The sequence below is a fragment of the Marinoscillum furvescens DSM 4134 genome, from assembly GCF_003386095.1.
Classification (GTDB): domain Bacteria; phylum Bacteroidota; class Bacteroidia; order Cytophagales; family Cyclobacteriaceae; genus Marinoscillum; species Marinoscillum furvescens.
In genome coordinates, this window is sequence record NZ_QREG01000013.1 from 42,501 (window position 1) to 64,627 (window position 22,127).

Here is a 22,127-nt window from a genome sequence, read left to right on the forward strand (position 1 = left end):
TTCTGCTAATTACTTCGGATTTATCCTTTGTTTTCTGCTAGAGTGCTGATCTGCACTTATTTCTTGGTGTGTCAACCAATTCAAATTATTCCTTCTTTTTGTCATAATTTAATGAAGTATGGATGCGCTGCGTGGAGGTTTTGCCGCAGGCATTCCTGAGGAAGAATCCTTCCCCTACAGCCATTTTTGGGTTAATGTTGTTTATTTGTTCGCAGAACTCCTGTGGAGAATCTGGTCGTGGTAGGGGTGCCACGACCTTTTTCTTTTTATAGGGGTAAATATCTTGTCTGTGCTTTCCTTTGTTTTCTGCTAGAGTGCTGATCTGCACTTATTTCTTGGTGTGTCAACCAATTCAAATTATTCCTTCTTTTTGTCATATTTTCATGAAGTATTGATACGCTCTTGGAGGTTCTGCCGCAGGCATTCCCGTGGAAGAATCCTTCCCCTACAGCCATTTTTGGGTTAATGTTGTTTATTTGTTCGCAGAACTCCTGCGGAGAATCTGGATGTGGTGGGGCGCACAGCAAGTGGGTGCCACGGACCTTTTTCTTTTTACGGGGGTCAATTTCTGACTCTGCTAATTACTTCGGATTTATCCTTTGTTTTCTGCTAGAGTGCTGATCTGCACTTATTTCTTGGTGTGTCAACCAATTCAAATTATTCCTTCTTTTTGTCATAATTTAATGAAGTATGGATGCGCTGCGTGGAGGTTCTGCCGCAGGCATTCCTGAGGAAGAATCCTTCCCCTACAGCCATTTTTGGGTTAATGTTGTTTATTTGTTCGCAGAACTCCTGTGGAGAATCTGGTCTTGGTAGGGCGCACGGCAAGTGGCGCACGGCCAGTGGGTGCCACGACCTTTTTCTTTTTATGGAGGCAGTATCTGACTCTGCTAATTGCTTCGGATTGATTCATTGTTTTCCGCTAGAGTACATTCCTGCCTGTTATATTGTTTGTGAGCAAGCCTGCTCTCGTTATTCACTCTCTATTCATTGTATTTCCAGTAGATCATTGATTTGCTCCGTGAAGGTTCTGCCGCAGGCATTCCTGTGGAAGAATCCTTCCCCTACAGCCATTTTTGGGTTAATGTTGTTTATTTGTTCGCAGAACTCCTGTGGAGAATCTGGTCTTGGTAGGGCGCACGGCAAGTGGCGCACGGCCAGTGGGTGCCACGACCTTTTTCTTTTTATAGGGGTAAGAATCTTACTCTGTGCTATCCTTCGTTTTCTGCTAGAGTGCTGACCAGTACTTAACTCTTGGTGCGTCAACCAATTCACATAATTCTTTCTTTTTTTGTCATATTTTCATGGAATTTTGATTTGCTCCGTGTAGGTTCTGCCGCAGGCATTCCTGAGGAAGAATCCTTCCCCTACAGCCATCATTTTTGGTTTAATGTTGTTTATTTGTTCGCAGAACTCCTGCTGAGAATCTGATCGTGGTAGGGCGCACGTCAAGTGGCGCACGGCCAGTGGGTGCCATGACCTTTTTCTTTTTATAGGGGTAATATCTTATGTGTGCTATCCTTTGTTTTCAGCTAGAGAGCTGACCAGTACTTAACTCTTGGTGCGTCAACCAATTCACATAATTCTTTCTTTTTTTGTCATATTTTCATGGAATTTTGATTTGCTCCGTGTAGGTTCTGCCGCAGGCATTCCTGAGGAAGAATCCTTCCCCTACAGCCATTTTTGGGTTAATGTTGTTTGTTTGTTCGCAGAACTCTTGCGGAGAATCTGGTCTTGGTAGGGCGCACGGCTAGTGATGCACGACTAGTGGCGCACGGCAAGTGGCGCACGGCAAGTGAGTGCTGAGAACTTTTTCTTTTTTCGGGCTTTATTGAATGCGGAGCAATTAGAGGTATGCTCTGATTTCTCTCACTTGAAAATTCTCGCCAATAATCTTTCTTCCTTAATTGACAAGGTGATTGGTATCTCTTGGCTTTTACTCATTTCATTAAGGGGTGTAGGTGTTGATCTACCAAAAACAATGCATTGAATCGTGTTGATTTTATAAAAATCTCAAAAACTCCCACTTTAAGGCTGCTTTGCTGTTGCACGTACACTATACACCATCTATATTAGTAGGGAAACAATCCTAGAATGATGACCGAACAACCCTGGCTAAAAAGTTATCCGGCAAACGTGCCACAACATGTAGATGCTGATAAATACCAATCGATTCCTGACCTTTTTGCTGAATCCCGAGCAAAGTATGGTGATCGACCAGCTTATGAAAATATGGGCAAAATGATCACATTTGAGGAATTGGGGAAATTATCGGATGATTTTGCTTCCTATCTTCAACATGATCTCAAGCTCAAAAAAGGGGACAAGATCGCTATACAATTGCCAAATGTCTTGCAAAACCCTATTGCAATGTATGGTGCATTGAAAGCAGGGCTTACAGTGGTAAACACTAATCCATTATACACTCCCGCAGAGATGAAGCACCAGTTTGTGGATTCTGAAGCCAAAGCCATTGTTATCCTTAGCAACTTTGCTCATAATCTGGAGGAGATTATAGAGGAGACGGCCATTGAGCATGTTATTATCACTCAATTGGGAGATCTGATAGGAGGGGTCAAAGGAGGATTGGTAAATTTTGTGGTGAAGTATGTGAAAAAGATGGTGCCTGCATTTTCACTACCTCAGGCTGTTTCGTTCAAAGACGCCTTAAATCTGGGGAGTCAGCATACGTTGGTGCCGCCTAAGATAGTAGCAGAGGATCTTGCATTTTTACAATACACAGGAGGAACTACAGGAGTGTCTAAAGGAGCTATGCTCACCCACCGGAACCTTACTGGAAACCTTCAGCAAATTGAGGCATGGCTTGCTCAAAGTGATCTTAAAAATGGAGAGGAAATCTTTATAGCCGCATTGCCATTGTATCATATTTTCGCATTAAATGCGCATGCCCTTTTACCTGCTAAAATTGGTGCAAAGAATATACTAATTACGAATCCAAGAGATATGAAAGGGTTCGTGAAAGAACTCAAAAAACATCCATTTACCTTAATTACTGGGGTAAATACTTTATTTAATGGATTGCTCAATACTCCAGGGTTTGAGGAGATAGACCACAAGAAAGTGAAAGTAGCTTTGGCGGGTGGTATGGCCTTGCAGCGAGCAGTTTTTGATAAATGGGAGCAGATTACCGGCAACAAGATAGCGGAAGCATACGGACTCACCGAAACATCCCCTGCACTTTGCATCAACCCACTCAAAGACGGTAATCGCGTAGGTACAATTGGTTTGCCTATACCGGATACGGATGTGAAATTGCTGGATGATGATGGTAACGAAGTGGCACCAGGAGAAAAAGGAGAGCTTTGTACCAAAGGGCCTCAGGTTTTTGTGGGGTACTGGAACCGCCCTGAAGAAACAGAAAAATGCTTCATCAACGGTTATTTTAAAACAGGTGATATAGCTACCATGGATGAAGACGGTTATGTTCGGATCGTTGACCGCAAAAAAGAAATGATCCTGGTTTCAGGGTTTAATGTATATCCCAACGAAGTAGAAGACGCCATTGCTTGTCACCCTAAAGTGTTGGAAGTGGGAGTAATAGGTGTGCCTGACAGTAAATCTACTGAAGCAGTGAAAGCATATGTAGTTGCAAAGGATGCCAGCCTTACAGAGGATGAGTTGAAAACACACTGTAAGGACCTGCTGACAGGCTACAAATGTCCTAAGTATATCGCTTTTACTGATGAGTTACCTAAATCTAATGTAGGTAAAATATTGCGCAGGATTTTAAAAGAAAAGGATGCGGAAACCAATAGCTATTGACTTATTAAGTCATTCAACTCATGAAATGGAATGATTAAAACAGATGGCCCCATTGCGTATGGGGCTATTTCGTAGCTATTGTAGTAAAAAACCATGCCTGCTTTGGTAAAGCCAAAGTTACTGGTCAGTTGAAATTCATTATTCTCAAACAGGTATCCTTTATCTGCATAGGTTAGACTGTCAGGAATGTCGAATGTTTGTCTGAATTTTTGTTCGGCCAGGTTTTTAAGCTCGTTCTCAGATGATACAAAAAAGTCGGGCTCTTCAATCACTTCACCCTTTTTGCTGATATTTATATATTCCACCATGCTATTTGGATGGGCTCCTCCGGTATAACTGGATGTGGCCACACTCAGAGAAACGAAAGCATCAGTAGAGTAACCCACCAATACATCTATATGAACGTACCATGGAGAGGTGCTTTCTGGAAAGTTAGCTTTGAATTCTTCATGGCTTTGGATAAACCGCCTGGCTAATTCCGTAAGGCTGAGGTCAGGCTCTGTGTCTTGCATCACCAGGTCAGATAGATTTTTTTTAACATTTTGCGTTACCCGCTTGTTTAGCGTTTCATGTAAGGAGATGCCTTTAGTAAATGTGGGGAGGTTGATTATTACCTCGCTACAACTTTGCGACGAGCAGTCATTAGCTCGTTCACTTATTTTTGTCATGCTATACTCAAACCTAATGTCCTCGTTCGGGGCTTCTGGAGAGCTAGTTCTAGACTCTTTTGGGTTATCACATGCACCTACGAATAGAAAGAGAGCGATAAGTAAAAAGTAAGACTCTTTGGTGTATTTGGAGAACTGTGTCATGAATAAAGGCATGTGTCAATTAAATTGCAACAAAAATCATAAACTGAATCATGAATCTAAGACAACTTACGCTTTTTTCTTTATTCGTAATCTGCTCTTGCTCGGTGTTTGCTCAGCAAGATACCACGTATTGGACGTCCGGAGGTTTTGTAGCGCTTACTTTTTCTCAGGTAAACCTGAGCGATAGTTGGTCAGCTGGAGGGTCAGAAAACACGGCCATTAATGGAGCTACGGCTGTGTTTGCTGATTACAAGAAAGCCCGGCATACCTGGGAGAATTCATTGGATATGGGATACGGACTCATCAAGCAGGGTAAAGGCGCTGATTTTGTGAAATCTGACGATAAACTAAACTTTGTTACCAAATACGGCTACCGAATAAAGAGTGAGGAAGGTAGTAATTGGTTTTTTAGTGCGTTATTGGATTTTCGTACTCAGTTTGATGAAGGATATGTGCAGACGGATGACGGAAGAGATAGTCTTATTTCCAATTTTATGGTTCCGGGGTACCTTACTGTCGGTCTCGGTATCGACTATAAGCCTAACAAAAAGATATCCTTTAACTACACGCCAGTGACGGGAAAGTTCACATTTGTAAACAACCAGGCCCTGGCTGATAAGGGCGCCTACGGTGTAGATCCAGGAGAGAAAGTCAGAGCTGAGCTTGGTTCATATTTTCGTGTGAAATACAAAGATGAGGTGATTCAAAATGTGAATCTTGAGTCCAGGTTGGAGCTGTTTAGCAATTACATCGAGGATTTTGGTGTGATAGACGTAAACTGGCAAACGACCATAGTAATGAAAATCAATAAGGTGCTATCGGCCAACTTGTTTACACATCTACTTTACGACAAGGATATCAAAACAGAAACAGACGAAGGAGTAGAGGAGGCCAGAGTGCAGTTTAAAAATGTATTTGGTGCAGGGCTTGCCTATAATTTTGGTGCACAAAAAGATTAGTGCAAATCGCTTTGGCTCAATCTAAGCGCCAAGCTAACTTCGTAAATGAATTTATCAAATAGAGGCCGCCTCCGATTTAGAGTCGGCTTCTTTTTTATACACGAGATATGAAAAATATAGTAGCAATACTGTTGTTGGTAATGGTAAGTAGCGCTTATGCCCAGCATGATGTCACTCATCAGGACCTGTACTGGTTGAAATACCGGGCCCAAATTGGTTTGAAAAACAATTGGACATTAGGTGCGAGTATTGAAGACCGGAGGTACTTTAAGAACAACCGGCAGCATATGTGGCTGTACACGATAGATGCCACCAGAAAGCTAACCAATGGTTGGGCAGTAGGAGTTGGTTTTTTGCGGTGGACCATCAACGTACCGTCTGATCCGGAAGCAGATGTGGAGGTCACCTCAGGAGAGTGGAGGCCTCATGTATTTGCCAAACAGTCGCAGCAGTGGAGTGATAGGCTGACTTTTCAAACAAGAATACTCATTGAGAACCGCATTCGGCAAAAAATGACGCAGGATGCAACAGGAAACCCACAAGTAGCTGATGGCTACTATGCCTACATACGCCCACGATTTAAGTGGCAGTTAGCTTATCGTATTACAAATGCTGAAGCTGCATTGCCTGTTTCTGCATATGTTTCAAATGAAGTCATGGTGCATTTTGGAGACCAACGCCTACCTAATCTTTATGATCAAAATAGAATAGGCGCAGGACTAAGCTTCGAGGTTACTCAAAAGCTGGGTGCTTCTCTGGGGTATATTCACTGGTACCAGCAGCAAGCCGAAAATACCTATGTACAGCGAGATATCTTTAATTTGTATCTCACACAGAAGTTTTAGATTCAGTAGGGGAGATGTCACCTGTACGAATGTGAATGTCCCGCTGAGGAAAGGGGATTTCTATGTTTTCTTCCTTGAACTTGCGGAATGTTTCGAAATAGAGCTCGCTCTTTAGTATGCGGGGTTTGTCCGTATGCGTGGAGGTCCACACTGCGAGGTAAAAGTTGAGTGAGCTATCCCCATAGGCATCAAAAAGAACAGATGGCGGTGGGGACTTAAGTACATGGGGGTTTGCATCTGCAACTTGTAGCAGGATTTTCTTTATTTTGTCAGGATCTTCATTGTAGCTTACGCCTACTGGTATTCTAAAGCGAATATTGCGGTCATTGTGACTCCAGTTGATCACTTTGCTGGATATAAATTCAGAATTCGGTACAATGATGGAAATGTTGTCGTTGGTGAGTATGGTGGTGGCACGAAACGAAATGCTGATCACATCTCCCTGAACATCACCCACGTCTATACGGTCACCAATTTTTATGGGCTTTTCGAATAAGATTATAACTCCACTGATGAAATTGTCGGTGATGTTTTGCAATCCAAAACCAATACCTACTCCTAAGGCACCGGCGACTAGTGTAAGTGCGGTAAGATCTATCCCTGCAGATTGAATGATCACTATGCTGCCTACCAGGAGAATCAAAAATTTGGTAATTGTACCAATGGATGCCCGCACTCCTTTGTCGAGGTTTGCTCTGGTAAGTATTTTTTCTACCAGGATTTTCTTTGCCCTACGCGCTATGAAGGTAAGAATGATGAACGATATCAGCATGTAGATGATAGTGGCCAGGCTGATGTCGTTTACCCCAAGTTTGAAAAGTGATGTGGTGAAAATGTCTAGAAAGGCTTCAAAGCTTTCACTTACCTCCACCCAAAGATCATCCAGTGTTTCATTCATGTGCTTATTGGTTAGGTAGCAGCAGGGAGCTATCACCGTAACTTAGAAACCTATAGTTCGCATTTAGGGCTTCCTGGTATACTTTTCTCCAGTCATCACCGATCAGCGCTGCTACTAAAAGAATAAGTGTGGAGCCCGGTAGGTGAAAATTGGTGATCAACCCTTTACAGAGTTTGAAGGAATAACCTGGATAGATAAATATTTCAGTATGTCCTATCAAAGTTTCTAGTTGGTTTCTCTCCATATAAGATAAGACATTTTGTAAGCTTTCTTGTTTCGAAATTACTGGTACCTTTCTGTAGGGAGTGGATTTCTCTACAAAAAAAGGTGCTTCGGGATTTTCGGAGAGCAGTTGACCATACCAAAACAGGCTTTCCATAGTACGCATGCTCGTAGTGCCTACAGGTATCAGTATATCATTGTTGAGCAGGTTTTCGATGTTAGTCTTACTAAGTACTACCTGTTCGCGGTGCATGGGGTGGTCCGCTACATTGTCTGTTTTGATTGGTTGGAAGGTACCTGCAGATACATGTAATGTGAGGTAGTCAATTGCTATTTTGCGGGCCTTCAGGCTGTTCATTACTTCCTCAGTAAAATGAAGTCCTGCGGTAGGTGCTGCCACAGCTCCTTCATGTTTTGAGTATATGGTCTGGTATCGGGGGATGTCTTTGTCTGTAGCTTCTCTGCCAAGGTAAGGAGGAAGGGGGATTTTTCCGATAGCAGTGAGAACATCGGAGAAAGTGTCGTCACTAGTCCATTCAAATTTCACCTGATCGTCTGCCACCCGAGTGGCTTTCAAAAGGTTATCACCTACCTGCATGGTAAGTGCGTGTTCTTTCCATTTTTTAGCATTGCCGATCATGGCATGCCATGTACAGCTCTCTTTGCCTGACATCACACTTTCGTAAACATTGGTAGGCGCTATAGGGTCAAGTAAGAAAATTTCGATCCTGGCGCCCGTTTCCTTATAGAATATTAGCCTTGCAGGGATTACCTTCGTGTCATTAAAGACTAGAAAACTGCCGCTTGGAAGCTTTTGGGAGATGTCCCTGAAATGGCCATGGGTGATTTGACCATTGTCATAGCAAAGTAACTTCGAGCTCGCTCTGTCTTCTAGCGGATATTTCGCTATTTTTTCGTCTGGTAGTTCGTAGGTATAGTTTCTTAGATCTAAACTTTCTGGCTGCATTTTTCTTTACCCTGTATGTTAAAGCTCGAATATAAAGACTACACGCTTGATTTTAAGTTTGATGCCGGTACTTCGCGTGGGATTTTGCGAAAGCATCATGTAGTATACCTTAAAATCTACCAATCGTCCATGCCTGACATAAAAGGCTATGGTGAAGCAGCTCCGCTGGTAGGGCTTTCTCCCGAGACAGTGGCTGACGTGCTGGAAGCGCTTCCTGACCTGGCAGAAAAACTCGAAAAAGTCACCATTCCTATTGATGAAGATGATGTTTGGGTATTGGTGGATCAGCTCGTGGGTATGGAGCTGCCTAGTCTTCGTTTTGCGCTGGAAACGGCATTTTTAGACCTTATCGGTGGCGGTAAAATGCAGCTTTTTGATAATGACTTTACTACAGGGAGCAAGGATATACCCATTAACGGGTTAATTTGGATGGGGGAGGAGTCGTTTATGAAGACTCAAATTAGCGAAAAGCTCAACAAAGGATTCAAGTGTATAAAATTGAAGGTAGGAGCCATCGATTTTGAGCAAGAGCTTCGCCTGATCGAAATGCTACGAAAGGAGTCTGAATCGCTGATGATACGTGTAGATGCTAATGGAGCATTTCCAGTGAATGAGGTGTTTGCCAGGCTGACTGAGCTGGCTAAGTACGGTGTTCATTCTATAGAGCAGCCGATAATGCCAGGACAGTGGGAGGCCATGCAGCTTATCTGTAAGCGCACACCTGTACCCATAGCATTGGATGAAGAGCTCATTGGTGTGGCTGAGTTTTCTCAGAAGCAAGAGCTGCTTAAAATGTTGCGTCCCCAATACATCATACTAAAACCAACCCTGCTAGGTGGGTTTAAGCAGACCCTGGAGTGGATTAGGCTGGCCAATCAGATGAATATAGGCTGGTGGCTAACCTCAGCACTGGAAAGTAATATAGGCTTGAATGCCGTGAGTCAATTCGCTGGGAATTTTTCCGATATAGGATATCAGGGGCTAGGTACAGGTCAGTTATATTCCAATAATATATCGAGTCCCCTGTGTATCAGCGGAGCTTATTTGGGTATCGACACTAAACAGCAATGGGACCTGCCTTTCTGAATTTTATATCGTTATTTCTAATGCAACTGAAGTGCCCCGCTTGGTCTTGCTGTCCAGCAGGAGTGAGGAGTTGAGTGCTTGGGCTCGTGCTCGCATCATACCAAGTCCTTGGCCATGTGGTACGTTATCTTCCTCAAACCCATTTCCATCATCTTCGATCGAAAGCAGAATACAACTGCCTTTTTTGTACAGCTGCACACATATTGCTGAGGCATTGGCATGCTTCAAGCTGTTATCCAGAGCTTCTTTGCATATTTTATACAGCGAAGTAGCCTGGAAATAAGGTAGATTAAGTTGTTGGCAGTTGGTATTAAATTCAATGCTAACTCCACTCTGACGTGTCAGACTTTCTGCAAGTTCGGTCAGCGTATCTATTATACCGAAATCACTCAATGTCTTAGGTGCAATTCGAGTACTTGCGGTGCGTGCCTGGTCTATGCCATTTCTTAAGGCATCCAAACCTGATTTAAACACCTGGTTGTCTGATGGCATTTGGTTTTTTACAGCTTCAAAAGCATAAAGAGCTGCTGTCAGCTGCTGCTGTACACCCTCTTGCATCGCGTGAGCTACTTCATAGTTGGTTAGGTCTTCTGATTCTAAAGCACCTTTTAATGAAGCCGAGGTTTGCTGAAGATCAGCTGTAATATCTGTGATCACCCCCTCGCAGTACACCACATCATTTTCGCGTACAAAATGAGATGATTCATGAAGCCATTTTTGTTCGTGATTACGTGTGGTGATTTTGTACTGAATGGTATAGGGAGTGAGTGATTGCGCGGCTTTGTTCATTTTATTGGCTATCTCTCTTTGATCCTGTACAGAGGCCAGGTCATGTAGTTTCATTTTACCATAGGGAGCAAAATCTTTTCGTTGATAACCAGTAAGGGTATTTATCTGGTCGCTAATAAACTCGTATCCGCCCCGAGGGGGCTGTCTAAACCTGAAAATCACAGCCGGTAGTCCTGAAACTAAGGCTTGAATCATTTTGTAATTGTACAGGTAGGGCTCTCTTGAGACAGGAGTAATGGATAAGGCTTGCTGGGAAAGCGAAGTAGCTACTAGTTCTGCAAGGACAATTTCTTCTTCCTTGTGGGCGATGAGTGTGATGACATATCGCTTGTTATTGATGATGATGTGCTCTTTTCCAGCGCTATCAAGGTCAATGCCTGGAAAGATCAGGTTGAAATTTTTGCCGGTAAGTTCACCAAATAGCACCTGAGATGGTGGACTTGTGGCAAGTATTTCCCCATCATTGTTGATCAATAAAAGGTTTCCGGAAGTATGCTCGATGTATTGTTTGAACAGTCCAAATTTCCGGTTGGGAATATAAGAATGCATAGGCGGGTTTTTCTTTATAGCACATGGTTGGTCTTGCCTGGTTGATTCGGTTGCTTTGGACTGGTTGTAAGGGTTAAAGTACGCTATTATTTATTAGATTTTCAAGTGGTTAGCTTTGAATCATCCGTATTTGTAGATGAATGTCGTGTGGGGCCACTTCATTTCCTCCAAAATATGGGAACAACATGTAGTAAAGACCTTTAGAACAATTTGCTGACCGCTCTATGCTGATTTTGGTTTGATGGTTGAGCTGAAAATCGTACGTGTTTGAGGTCATTGTAAGGCGAAATGTATTAACCGTGTTTAACGCCACAGTGCCGATAGGCTCGATGATACGGTTGCCATTGGTATAGCAATACGCCATGATTTGAAGCTCATTGTCTACCCACCTCCACCCAAACCGGGCGCTATTTTTATGATGATGAGAATTGCAATCCGAAAACCCTAGAAGCTTGTGTGTGTCCCACTGGTTTTCTTTGGTGAGTGCTTGATACTTGGCCGTTTCATCAAATATCACATCGAAGTAGAGCGTGTTGGATTGGAGCAGTTGGATGGTTTTTTTGCTGTAGTGGTGACCCTTTTTTATAGTAAAAACCTCGAAGGTGGGTTCCCATGCTGGCTCACAACCTACTGCTATTAGGATCAAAGTCAAGTAAAATAGTCGGGACATTGATGGCTGCAATCAATAAGTATGCAGGTTGATGTTTAGGCCATAGGGGTCAGAGTAGTTGTTTTCTATCGATTCAAAATTGGTGGATTTCGTAAACCAGCTAACCAGGATTTTGCGTCCTTGTAGGTCATAGCCTTGAAACATTTCGAAAACACTGGTCAACAAATCAGCTATTTCTCCTGGGATCTTCTTTAAATATAGGAAGCACTTGATGCTTTCTTTGCGGCTTAGATGGTGCCTTACAATTTCTAAAACGGGTGTGAGGTGATGGACGGAAAGATTTGAGGTGTCGCGGATAATGAGTACATCCTGCTCCTGATGGTATTCCACCATTTTGGGGCGATTGGCTCGGGAGTTTTGAGGCTGTACTTTGGCGGTTGGCAGGTTAATTAGGCTAATACTTTCCATCGGTTCTTAAGTTTTATTGTGAGTTTGTCGTATTTATTGCTAGAAAAGATCCTCCGCGGTTTCCAGGGTTGAGATGAAATCTAATGCTCGCCATGAATGTGGGTCTCAGTGAACGCGTACCTACGCCTGCACCCAGACTGATGTTTCGTAGAGGTTTTACATTCGCTAGTATACTTGGAGTGATAGAGAAGTTTTCACCATTTGACACGCCAGTTCGTACATTCAGTTTGAGGGAGGCAATTCCCTTATTCAGCAATGGGTAAGCGAAATATGCTCCAATGAAGTTCATTTCGCTGGTCAAAGGTCTGCCTGCTTCTGCTTGTAACTCTACGGTAGACTGCTGGAAGAATCCACCTACTTCTATTTGTGTTTGGTTAAACTCGTAGCCAACAGCGGTACCTACCTTAGGGCTTACGTGTGTACGCTCTATATAAGTAGTGGCTTGAAAGCCTTGTGCCTGGATGTAAGTACTCGCTATCATCATTAGTGCAAAAAGTGATATAACAGTTTTCATGGGTGGGTGGGAATAGTTAAAAATAAATCTTGATTGTGATGTAAAATTGGACCAATAAGCCTTCTGATATAAGCGTAAAATGCTTAATCGAAAATTTAGGTTTTAAGCGTAAAATCGGCGTATAATCTCCGTAGGGTAGTCTTTTAGGTAAAAGCACCTATTTTTAGAGGCTCACATTAGGCGTTCTGAGTAGGTGATTTACTTAGTGCTTTTACTTAGTTTACCTTTTAGAAGACTCTCGCAGTGATTTTACCTCCTATGGCTGCTTCTCTGGATCGCAGTGCGGCTGTCACACCCAGAGCAAATACGTCTGTAAGGGTTAGTCGGGTTTCTATTTCTGGAGATACAATAAGGAACTGATTGTTGACAATTCCAGATTTTAGGTGTGCGAGTATTTGTATGTCTCCTTGAGTGGCTATTGGTGCCATGATCGATGCTCCATAAAATGGATAGTTGGTTGGGGAGGTTTCTAAGGAGAAATGATTGGAAGATTGTACGAATACCCCTACTCCGAACCCTGAAGAGGACTTGGTAGCTACTTGATAGCCGGACTGCATACCCATCACTGTTTGCTGACCAATGGCGGATATTTCAAGTTTTTGCGCTGTTAGTGGTGACGCTCCTAGGGTGAGCAGCAGTAATAAAGTAAAAAATGTAAGCGTTCGAGACCGAACGGATGTTTGTTTGTTGTACATGAATTTGAGTTGTTGGGAACAACGCAAAACTCTGCTGTACGTGATGCGCATGTAAGTGCGATAAGCCTATTTTCTCAAGATAGGTTTTACCGTTAAAATATTCTCCTTTTACACCTAGGAGATTGGCTTAGGTAAATTACTTAACAGATTGTTTCTACTCAAGTGATGTCGTGTTCCAGTGCGTACACCACTAGTCCTGCTATATTTTTGCAGCCAGTTTTTTCCAGTAAGTTTCGCTTATGAGCATCTACAGTTCGCACGCTTATAAACAGTGCGTCGGCTATTTCTTGATTGGAGTGTTCTTTGACAATGAGTTTGAGGACTTCCTTTTCCCGGTTGGTGAGTGGAGTTTCGAGTGTCAGCCTTTGTGTAGGTTTCTTTTTGCCTGACATGCTGTCCATGATGATCTTGGTCACCTCACCGGAGTAGTAATTTTCACCGTTGAGGATCGTTTCTATCGCTTTGAAAATCTCACTTCGGTTGGAGTTTTTTAGGATATACCCATTGACACCTGCAGACAGCATGTGTTTGATGTGCTGATTTTCACCCATCATGGTGAGGGCCATGATTTTTTGTTCAGGTTTCGCCTGTCTCAGGTTCTGAGTGAAAGTAATCCCATCCATCTCTGGCATGCTGATATCTGTAATTACCAGATCAAAATCCTTTGATTCCAGTATTTCCAGTGCTTGTTTGCCATTTTCAGCTTCTGCAGCCACGTCATATTCTTCGCTATCTTCAAAATACAGTTTTAGCCCATCTCGAATGATCTTGTGATCATCTACCAGCATAATTGTTTTTGCAGCCATAAGTACTCCTTCAAATTTGTCTGTCAAGTTTAAAAAAAAATCTAAAAAATCAGGCCTTTTTTAGATATTCTAGTGGTTTTTCATGTCCAACGTCAAGTAAACCTCTTTCGAATACTAAAGGTTTACTTTTATCAATCTCGCACAGAATATATTAGTTTGCAAAAATATATGCCTTTTGGTTAGAGCTAGCCATTGGTATAAGTTATTCAACTTTTCGTTTGAGAGATCGTAAACCCACAAGTTAGCAGAAATTCTATGGCCAGAAGATCAATTTTTATTGCGCTCACGTTCTTTTTAATCAACAGCCTCGCTGCTCAGCAGTCCTACGATTATTCTACCGGTGAGGTATTGCAGCGACTACAGCGACTCAATACACTTGGTTCGGTACTGTATATCGCAGCACATCCGGATGACGAAAACACCCAGCTGATAGCCTATCTGGCAAATCAAAAACACCTGCGGACTGGATACCTGGCAGCTACGAGGGGAGATGGTGGGCAAAACCTAATAGGTCCAGAGATCAGAGAGGGCCTTGGTGTCATCCGTACTCAAGAACTACTGGAAGCTCGAAAAATAGATGGCGGAGAGCAGTTTTTTAGCCGAGCCAATGATTTTGGGTATTCCAAAAACCCTGACGAGACCTTTAATAAATGGGATAAGGACAAGGTGTTGGCTGATTTTGTGTGGGCTATACGGAAGTTTAAGCCTGACGTGCTCATCACCAGGTTTAGTAGGGTGCCAGGCGTCACACACGGTCATCACACTGCCTCTGCCGTACTGGCAATGGAAGCTTTTGAGCTTAGTGGCGATGCTACGGCCTTCCCTGAACAACTACGGTATGTAGACCCGTGGCAGCCAAAACGCGTTTTCTACAACATTGGTCTTTGGTCATACCGAAGAAGCGGAAAGGTGTTTGACCCTACGGGCTATGTGAAACTGGACGTTGGGAAATACAATCCTGTGCTGGGTATTTCGTGTACGGAGATAGCTGCAAAAAGCCGGAGTATGCACAAAAGCCAGGGCTTTGGTGTGTCAGGCATAAGAGGCTCAGAGTATGAGTATTTTGAACAATGGGCAGGTGACAGTACCACTACCTTGTTTGGTGGGCTGGATATGACCTGGAATAGAGTTCAGGGAGCTGAAGAGGTGGCTTATTTTGTGAATGAAGCAATGGAAAACTATAACCCATTGCAACCTGCAGATATTTTGGGGTCTCTACTCAAAGCTCGTGAAGCACTACTCAAGCTCCCCGATCAATACTGGAAAGAAGTAAAACTACAGGAGTTGCAGGAATTGATGCTGGCGGTGACAGGCACCTATATTAGTATGACCAGTGACAGACAGTCCTATGTGCCTGGTGATAGCCCGGAGACTAATCTGGAGGTGATCAACAGAAGTAATGCACCCATTCGCTTATCATCTGTGCGGTTTTCTATATCAGACGAGCGATTTATTTATAGACTCAATCTGGATGAAAATACCAAAACGCAGTTTAGTTATAACCTGACTTTGCCGAAAAATACCGCTCTGTCCAACCCATATTGGTTAAATAAGCCCGGTACAGACGGTATGTATCGTGTAGACAAGCAGTTGCTCAGAGGGCTTCCTCAAAACCCTCCGGCTATCAGTGCCACGATCACCCTGACTATAGACGGACAGTTTATAGACGTAGAGGTGCCGGTCAATTATCAATATACAGACCCGGTGAAAGGGGAGGTTAACCTTCCATTGGTGGTGAGTCCCCCGGTGATGGTCAATTTGGATGACCAGGCGTTGATATTTGGAAATGGCAGCAGTCAGAAAGTACCTGTAAAAATCATTGCAGGTCAAGAGGGCGTGAAGGGCGATGTACGCCTGGCTGTAGAGGAGGGATGGTCTTACCAACCAGAACGGTTTACGTTTGATCTGGAGCGCGTTCATGAAGAGGTTGTGTTTGAGTTTGAGCTTACGCCTCCAGCAGGTGCATCCGTAGCACAGGTGCGTGCAGAAGCCTTAGTAGATTCTCGCACTTACAGGCAAGGACGTCAGGTGATTGCCTATGATCACATTCCTCAGCAGACACTTTTTCCAGAAGCAGAAACGCGTGCCGTAAAACTTGACCTCAAGCGTGGAGGTCAGAGAATTGGTTATATCATGGGAGCGGGTGATGCTGTACCCAATAGTTTAGAGCAGATTGGTTACGAAGTACAACTGCTGGCCAAAGATGATGTGGTACAAAGCCAGTTGGCCACATTCGATGCAGTCATAGTGGGTATTAGAGCATTCAACACATTGTCATGGCTGAGCTATAAAAACAATGAGTTGTTTGAGTATGCCAAATCTGGTGGAACGGTAATCGTCCAGTATAACACGAGTCATCGCCTGGTTACCGAGCAAGTAGCACCACTAGCACTCAAGCTGTCTAGAGACCGGGTTACTGTGGAGGAAGCACCAGTAGAGTTTTTGGCCCCCAAGCATGACGTGCTCAACTCCCCCAATAAGATTACTGCTGCTGATTTTGACGGATGGGTCCAAGAGCGTGGACTCTATTTTCCATCTGAATGGCACAAAGATTTTACTCCAATACTGGGGATGAGTGATCCCGGTGAGGAGCAGACTAAAGGTAGCCTGCTTGTGGCTAAATATGGAAGGGGCTACTATTGCTACACCGGGATCTCCTTTTTTAGAGAGCTTCCGGCTGGAGTGCCGGGTGCCTATAAGTTGTTGGTTAATATGATTTCACTTGGAAATAAACAAACGCCCTAAAATGAAGCAAGCAAACGAGGGCCGGGAGCTTGACACCCCGCCATATTTCAAAAGTTGGAAGACGATTTATCTACTTGTTATTGGAAATTTAGTGGCCCTCGTGGCTCTGATGTACCTCTTTACTCTCGCTTATTGATGAACACCATTGATTTAATCGTATTGTTTGGTACCCTGGGCTTCATTGTGAGCTATGGCGTATGGAAGACCCGCGGACAAAAAAACCTCGATAGTTACCTCCTGGGAGACCAGACCATGAAATGGGGCACCATCGGACTATCCGTCATGGCTACTCAGGCGAGTGCTATTACCTTCATTTCCACGCCTGGGCAGGGTTATGAAAGCGGGATGGGATTTGTTCAGAATTACTTTGGTCTACCCTTAGCACTCATCATTGTGTCTGCTGTATTTATTCCGATTTTTTATAAGCTAAAGGTCTATACCGCTTATGAATACCTGGAGTCTCGCTTTGACCTCAAAACAAGACTTCTGGGTGCATTCTTGTTTCTAATACAGCGGGGTTTAGCTGCTGGCATCACCATATATGCGCCAGCTATTATACTTTCCAGTATTTTAGAATGGAACCTTACTGCTACCATACTAGTAACTGGTACTCTGGTGATCATCTACACTGTGTCGGGAGGTACCAAGGCGGTGAGCATTACACAAAAGCAGCAAATGGCAGTGATCATGGGGGGGATGTTCGTAGCATTCTTTATGATCATTTCTTACATCACAGATTTTGTGAGTTTCGGTGATGCCGTGGTGATTGCAGGAAAACTCGAAAAGCTCAATGCTGTAGATCTGGATTTGAATTTTGAAAAACGCTATACACTTTGGTCTGGTTTGGCTGGAGGGCTGTTTCTAGCCCTATCTTACTTCGGTACAGACCAGTCTCAGGTGCAGCGATACCTTGGCGGAAAAAACGTCACAGAAAGTCGTATGGGGCTGATGTTCAATGCGGTACTAAAAATCCCCATGCAGTTTTTCATCCTTTTCGTGGGGGTGATGGTTTACGTCTTTTACTTGTTTTACACACCACCCGTGCATTTCAAGGATGCCAGTATTCAGCGGCTGAAAGCCTCAGACCAGTCAGCGGCGTATTTGCAGCTGGAAAATGAATACAATGAACTGATCGAGGAGCGTAAACAAGTGGCCTTGTCGCTTGCAGAGGTAGCAGATGAAGCGCAAGCACAAGCAGCAGAAAAGCTCCGAAGCCTGGATGCGCAATCTGTAGCCAAACGGGAAGAAGTAAAAGCAATGTTGTTGGAAATGGACCCAGCGATCGAGACCAAAGACTCTGATTATGTATTCTTGACGTTTATCTTGACATACTTACCTCATGGGCTCATAGGGCTGCTTATCGCAGTGATTTTTTCCGCTGCTATGTCTTCGACTTCTTCTGAGCTAAGTGCTTTGTCATCCACTACCAGTGTAGATTTTGCTAAGAGGCTCAATAAGTCATATGCCGGTTTGGGAAATGGCAAGCAGGTCTGGCTCTCTAAGTTGATCACATTGTGCTGGGGGATTTTGGCGATTTCTTTTGCGTTGCTAGCCAAAAACTCCGAAAACCTTATCGAAGCAGTCAATATTGTTGGAAGCATATTCTACGGGACTATTCTCGGCATTTTTTTAGTCGCTTTCTTTTTTCGCTTTGTAAAAGGTACTGCTGTATTTGTAGCGGCAATTATCGCCCAGCTTACAGTGATTGTTTTTCATTTTCTCACGGTATGGGAGATGATCACACTCGGATACCTCTGGTACAATGCCATTGGTTGTGCGCTTACGATTCTGCTCAGCATAATATTTCAAAGTTTAGATAGAAGCAAGCCTACGAATAGCTAAAGAGCAAAATATATAAGCATCTGGATACACTTAGCTGGCGTTTTATTGCTGCGTTGCTGGGCACTGTAATTGAGTCTTATATGTCCATTCGAATCTTTGGTGTAGAGTTACATGGAATCCTATTTTGTTGGAAATGGGAGCTTCATGGTTTTTTTATTATTGATGTAGTTTTCTACGAAAGATCTGTTCTTTACATAATATTTGGTTCGCATTCTGAATTTCCACTAAAAATGTAAGTCCAGGAGCTGGAATTAAGCATTTTTTATGAAATGCTCGATAGCTCCCCCTCATTTGCCGGATCAGCACATCCACAGAATCCAGGCATTTTACTTTCATTGCTTTATCATTTTTTTAATTCCTCGGCTTCTAGTGGACGACAGCCGATTAACCAAACCTAAAAGTAACATGAAGAGAAACCTACTGAAAATGATTAGGCCTGTAGTAGCACTGCGCTTGCTATGTGCATGGCTTATGCTAATGAGCTCGGGGCCGGTGTGGTCCTCGACAGTGGATGAGGAACAACTTACGGTAAGTGGTACTGTAAAGGATGAGTCAGGAGAAGCATTACCGGGTGCAACCATCGTTGAAAAAAGCACAATGAACGGTACTGTCACTGATCTGGATGGTCGTTTCAAGCTGTCAGTTGAAGAAGATGCCATATTAATTGTCTCCTTTGTGGGCTATGAAACCATGGAAATCGATGTGTCAGGAAGGAGTGTCATAGAAATCACCTTGAGGCCTGATTTTGAGAGTTTGGATGAAGTAGTGGTAGTTGGCTATGGTACTCAGAAGAAAGAGACGCTCACAGGAAGTGTTTCCTCGGTGCAGGGTGAAGAGTTCGTAAAGAGCCCACAACCAAACCTGAGTGGGGCATTTGCAGGGCGAGTGCCAGGAGTGATCGCCCTAAATCGATCTGGCGAACCAGGAGAAGATAATACCACGCTTCGAATTAGAGGTATAAGTACGCCAGGCAATAATGACCCGCTCGTGGTTATTGATGGGGTTGCCAACAGGCTTGGTGGTCTTAATCGATTGGATCCGAATGATATTGCTTCTATCTCTGTACTGAAGGATGCCTCTGCGGCCATTTATGGTTCACAAGCGGCAAATGGAGTAATCTTGGTAACCACCAAGAGAGGTGAGCAGGGTAAGCCTACATTTAGCTTTTCTCATAATCAGGGCTTTGTTCAGCCTACGGTATTACCCGAAATGGCTGATGCACCTACCTACGCGCGGATTATCAATGAGATCAATTATTACCGGAATCCGGATGGAGGCATGAATCAAATTTACTCTGAAGAGGAAATTGGCTTGTTTCAGAATGGATCAGACCCGAATAATTATCCAAATTCTGATTGGGTAAGCGCTACTATTCGTGACTGGTCTTCTCAAGATCAACAAAGTTTGTCCGTGAGTGGTGGAGGTGAACAGGTTTCCTATTTCGCATCTCTGGGGCGCATCAATCAGGAGAGCATTTACGAAAACGGCATCACCAAATATCAACAGTACAGCTTACGCACCAATCTGGATATGCAGGTAAATGATCAGCTCAACATTGGAGTGGATATCACCGCACGCCAGGAGAATAGGCTGTATCCTACACGAGGAGCCGGGGATATTTTTCGAGCTATCTACCGAACTTATCCTACGATTCCGATCACTTATTCCAATGGACTTCCTTCAGCAGGAGTAGAAGATGCACAAAACCCATTGGTAATGGTGACCGATGCACCAGGCACTGATAGGCACCCGGCTACTGTGCTTAACACTATGCTTAAATTTGATTACACGCTTCCCTTTTTGGAGGAAGTATCGATAAAAGGCTTTTATGCACACGATCGGTCGTTTCGTTCACGAAAGTTGTTTGCCACACCTTATACCGTGTATAGGATCAATAATAGCACTGATCCTGTATCCTATGATCGGGTGGTGGGTGGACCAGGGAGTCGCACACCGGAGCTAACTCAGCGTCAGCAAAATCAGATGCTGCAGACTTTCAACCTAAGCGTCAACTTCGAGAAAGATTTAGGTAAAAGTTACATCAAAGGTTTTGTGGCCTATGAGCAGCAGGAAGACAACTGGAATGAATTTCAGGCGTTTCGCGCTGGGTTTTTGTCAGATCAGATTCCTGAGCTAAGTCAGGGTGGATCAGAGCCCACCCAAAGCACCAACAGTGGGTACAGCACGCGATTTACCAGACGAAACTATTTTGGTCGATTTGCTTATGATTATGATCAAAAATACCTGCTGGAAGTACAAGCCAGATATGATGGTTCTTCCATATTCAAAGAAGGTAATCAATATGGATTTTTTCCTAGTGTGTCTGCCGGATGGAGAATCAGCGAAGAATCGTGGTTTAGTGTAGGGGCGATCAACAACCTAAAACTTAGAGGTAGCTATGGTTTGCTTGGAAATGACCGTGTAGATGCCTTTCAGTACCTAAACTCCTATAATCTACGCCAAATGGATTATGTGTCCAGTAACCTACAGCCCTTACCAATTTTCACGATTCATCAACTGGCCAATCCTGAGATCACCTGGGAAACAGCCAAAAAATTGGATGTTGGATTAGAGCTCACACTGTTTGAAAATATCAAACTAGAGCTGGATTACTTCAATGAGCGTCGTGAAGATTTGCTAACCGCACGTCAAGGCTCTTTGCCACAAGTTACGGGTATTGTAAACGAACGTGGTGTTGCCTCTATGATTCCTCAAGAAAACATTGGTGAGGTCGAAAATAAAGGTTTTGAAGCGATCTTAAACTTTCAGGAAAATTTCGGAGAAGTGCAATTTTTTGCTTCGGCTAATGCCACGTACAGCCAGAATAGAGTTGTATTTCTGGATGATGCAGCAGGTATTCCAGACTATCAGTTGAGAAAGGGTAAAGTACTTGGGTCATACCTCGTGTATGACGCTATTGGTATTTTCAAAAATGCCGAAGATCTGGATAACAACGTCACGCTTCCCGGGCAGCAATTGGGGGATTTAATCTATCGTGATGTAGATGGAGATGGTGAGATTACTGAGCTGGATCGTGTCCGATTAGATAAAAGCAATGTTCCTCAGCTCGTATACGGTGCTAGCTTTGGTGCAGGTTTCAAAGGTTTCGACCTGAGTGTATTACTACAAGGACAGGCCAAAGTAGTGCAGCACGTGATGCCAGAAAGTGGTGAAGTTGGAAACTTTTTTAGCACATGGGCAGACAACAGATGGAGTCCCACCAATCCAGGTGGTACTTATCCCAGAGTGGATGTAAGAACTTCATCCAGCATCAATGGAGGATTGTTTTACAATGATTTTTGGTTGCAAAACACCGCGTTTTTACGAATCAAGAATGTGGAGCTTGGGTACACCCTACCAGAAGGTTTATTGGAGAAAATTGGATTGCAGTCTGCCAGGGTGTACATGAGTGGTTTTAATCTGGCCACCTTCACTGCTGCTACGGATATTGATCCTGAAGGAGATAGCGGTAATGGGCAGTTTTACCCACAACAAAAAATTGTCAATCTGGGTGTTAACATTAAATTCTAAGTAAAG

The 22,127-nt window shown here is 43.6% G+C and carries 17 protein-coding genes; 7 read left to right on the forward strand and 10 right to left on the reverse strand.

Annotated elements, in window-relative coordinates; all coding sequences use genetic code 11:
• Positions 1 to 85 precede the first annotated feature (85 nt).
• On the reverse strand, positions 86 to 328 hold the full coding sequence (locus tag C7460_RS24075; protein ID WP_115868739.1) for a hypothetical protein: 243 nt from the start codon (positions 326 to 328) through the stop codon (positions 86 to 88).
• Between the two features lie 1,769 nt (positions 329 to 2,097).
• Between C7460_RS24075 and C7460_RS13985 the strand changes: the two genes are divergently transcribed.
• A complete protein-coding gene (locus C7460_RS13985) occupies positions 2,098 to 3,783 on the forward strand; it encodes an AMP-binding protein (protein WP_115868740.1) in 1,686 nt (561 codons plus the stop codon).
• Here the strand turns inward: C7460_RS13985 and C7460_RS13990 are convergent.
• The gene (locus tag C7460_RS13990; RefSeq protein WP_115868741.1) at positions 3,777 to 4,607 is read right to left on the reverse strand and encodes a DUF3298 and DUF4163 domain-containing protein; all 831 of its coding nucleotides are present in this window, start codon (positions 4,605 to 4,607) and stop codon (positions 3,777 to 3,779) included. The two genes, C7460_RS13985 and C7460_RS13990, sit on opposite strands and share 7 nt — an antisense overlap.
• A gap of 38 nt (positions 4,608 to 4,645) precedes the next feature.
• Between C7460_RS13990 and C7460_RS13995 the strand changes: the two genes are divergently transcribed.
• Positions 4,646 to 5,554 (forward strand): DUF3078 domain-containing protein, encoded by a 909-nt coding sequence (locus C7460_RS13995; protein ID WP_115868742.1) that lies wholly within the window; start codon positions 4,646 to 4,648, stop codon positions 5,552 to 5,554.
• Between the two features lie 107 nt (positions 5,555 to 5,661).
• Positions 5,662 to 6,399 carry a DUF2490 domain-containing protein gene (locus tag C7460_RS14000; RefSeq protein ID WP_115868743.1) on the forward strand — a complete coding sequence of 246 codons (738 nt, stop codon included), beginning with the start codon at positions 5,662 to 5,664 and terminating at the stop codon, positions 6,397 to 6,399.
• On the opposite strand, the gene C7460_RS14005 is transcribed toward C7460_RS14000, so the two are convergent.
• Together C7460_RS14005 and C7460_RS14010 are read right to left on the reverse strand one after the other, a co-directional pair.
• Positions 6,383 to 7,297 (reverse strand): mechanosensitive ion channel family protein, encoded by a 915-nt coding sequence (locus C7460_RS14005; RefSeq protein WP_115868744.1) that lies wholly within the window; start codon positions 7,295 to 7,297, stop codon positions 6,383 to 6,385. The genes C7460_RS14000 and C7460_RS14005 overlap by 17 nt on opposite strands.
• Before the next feature lie 4 nt (positions 7,298 to 7,301).
• On the reverse strand, positions 7,302 to 8,486 hold the full coding sequence (locus tag C7460_RS14010) for an S-adenosylmethionine:tRNA ribosyltransferase-isomerase (RefSeq protein WP_115868745.1): 1,185 nt from the start codon (positions 8,484 to 8,486) through the stop codon (positions 7,302 to 7,304).
• A gap of 15 nt (positions 8,487 to 8,501) precedes the next feature.
• Here C7460_RS14010 and C7460_RS14015 point away from each other — a divergent pair, with 15 nt between their 5' ends.
• Positions 8,502 to 9,572 (forward strand): o-succinylbenzoate synthase, encoded by a 1,071-nt coding sequence (locus C7460_RS14015; RefSeq protein WP_115868746.1) that lies wholly within the window; start codon positions 8,502 to 8,504, stop codon positions 9,570 to 9,572.
• Between the two features lie 3 nt (positions 9,573 to 9,575).
• On the opposite strand, the gene C7460_RS14020 is transcribed toward C7460_RS14015, so the two are convergent.
• The 6 genes from C7460_RS14020 to C7460_RS14045 all read right to left on the reverse strand — a co-directional run bounded on the left by C7460_RS14020 (position 9,576) and on the right by C7460_RS14045 (position 14,030).
• A complete protein-coding gene (locus C7460_RS14020) occupies positions 9,576 to 10,910 on the reverse strand; it encodes a sensor histidine kinase (protein WP_115868747.1) in 1,335 nt (444 codons plus the stop codon).
• Between the two features lie 109 nt (positions 10,911 to 11,019).
• Entirely contained in the window at positions 11,020 to 11,580 is a 561-nt protein-coding gene (locus tag C7460_RS14025; RefSeq protein ID WP_147302957.1) for a hypothetical protein, read from the reverse strand.
• A 12-nt stretch (positions 11,581 to 11,592) separates the two neighbouring features.
• A complete protein-coding gene (locus C7460_RS14030; protein ID WP_115868749.1) occupies positions 11,593 to 11,988 on the reverse strand; it encodes a hypothetical protein in 396 nt (131 codons plus the stop codon).
• A 13-nt stretch (positions 11,989 to 12,001) separates the two neighbouring features.
• On the reverse strand, positions 12,002 to 12,502 hold the full coding sequence (locus C7460_RS14035) for a hypothetical protein (RefSeq protein WP_115868750.1): 501 nt from the start codon (positions 12,500 to 12,502) through the stop codon (positions 12,002 to 12,004).
• 227 nt (positions 12,503 to 12,729) lie between these two features.
• A complete protein-coding gene (locus tag C7460_RS14040; RefSeq protein ID WP_115868751.1) occupies positions 12,730 to 13,197 on the reverse strand; it encodes a hypothetical protein in 468 nt (155 codons plus the stop codon).
• 158 nt (positions 13,198 to 13,355) lie between these two features.
• The gene (locus C7460_RS14045; protein WP_245986362.1) at positions 13,356 to 14,030 is read right to left on the reverse strand and encodes a response regulator transcription factor; all 675 of its coding nucleotides are present in this window, start codon (positions 14,028 to 14,030) and stop codon (positions 13,356 to 13,358) included.
• Between the two features lie 228 nt (positions 14,031 to 14,258).
• Here C7460_RS14045 and C7460_RS14050 point away from each other — a divergent pair, with 228 nt between their 5' ends.
• The 3 genes from C7460_RS14050 to C7460_RS14060 all read left to right on the forward strand — a co-directional run bounded on the left by C7460_RS14050 (position 14,259) and on the right by C7460_RS14060 (position 22,121).
• Positions 14,259 to 16,748 carry a PIG-L family deacetylase gene (locus C7460_RS14050; protein ID WP_115868752.1) on the forward strand — a complete coding sequence of 830 codons (2,490 nt, stop codon included), beginning with the start codon at positions 14,259 to 14,261 and terminating at the stop codon, positions 16,746 to 16,748.
• A 135-nt stretch (positions 16,749 to 16,883) separates the two neighbouring features.
• Positions 16,884 to 18,590 (forward strand): sodium:solute symporter, encoded by a 1,707-nt coding sequence (locus C7460_RS14055; protein WP_115868753.1) that lies wholly within the window; start codon positions 16,884 to 16,886, stop codon positions 18,588 to 18,590.
• 405 nt (positions 18,591 to 18,995) lie between these two features.
• Complete coding sequence (locus tag C7460_RS14060) at positions 18,996 to 22,121, forward strand: SusC/RagA family TonB-linked outer membrane protein (RefSeq protein WP_245986365.1); 3,126 nt, start codon at positions 18,996 to 18,998, stop codon at positions 22,119 to 22,121.
• Positions 22,122 to 22,127: the final 6 nt, after the last annotated feature.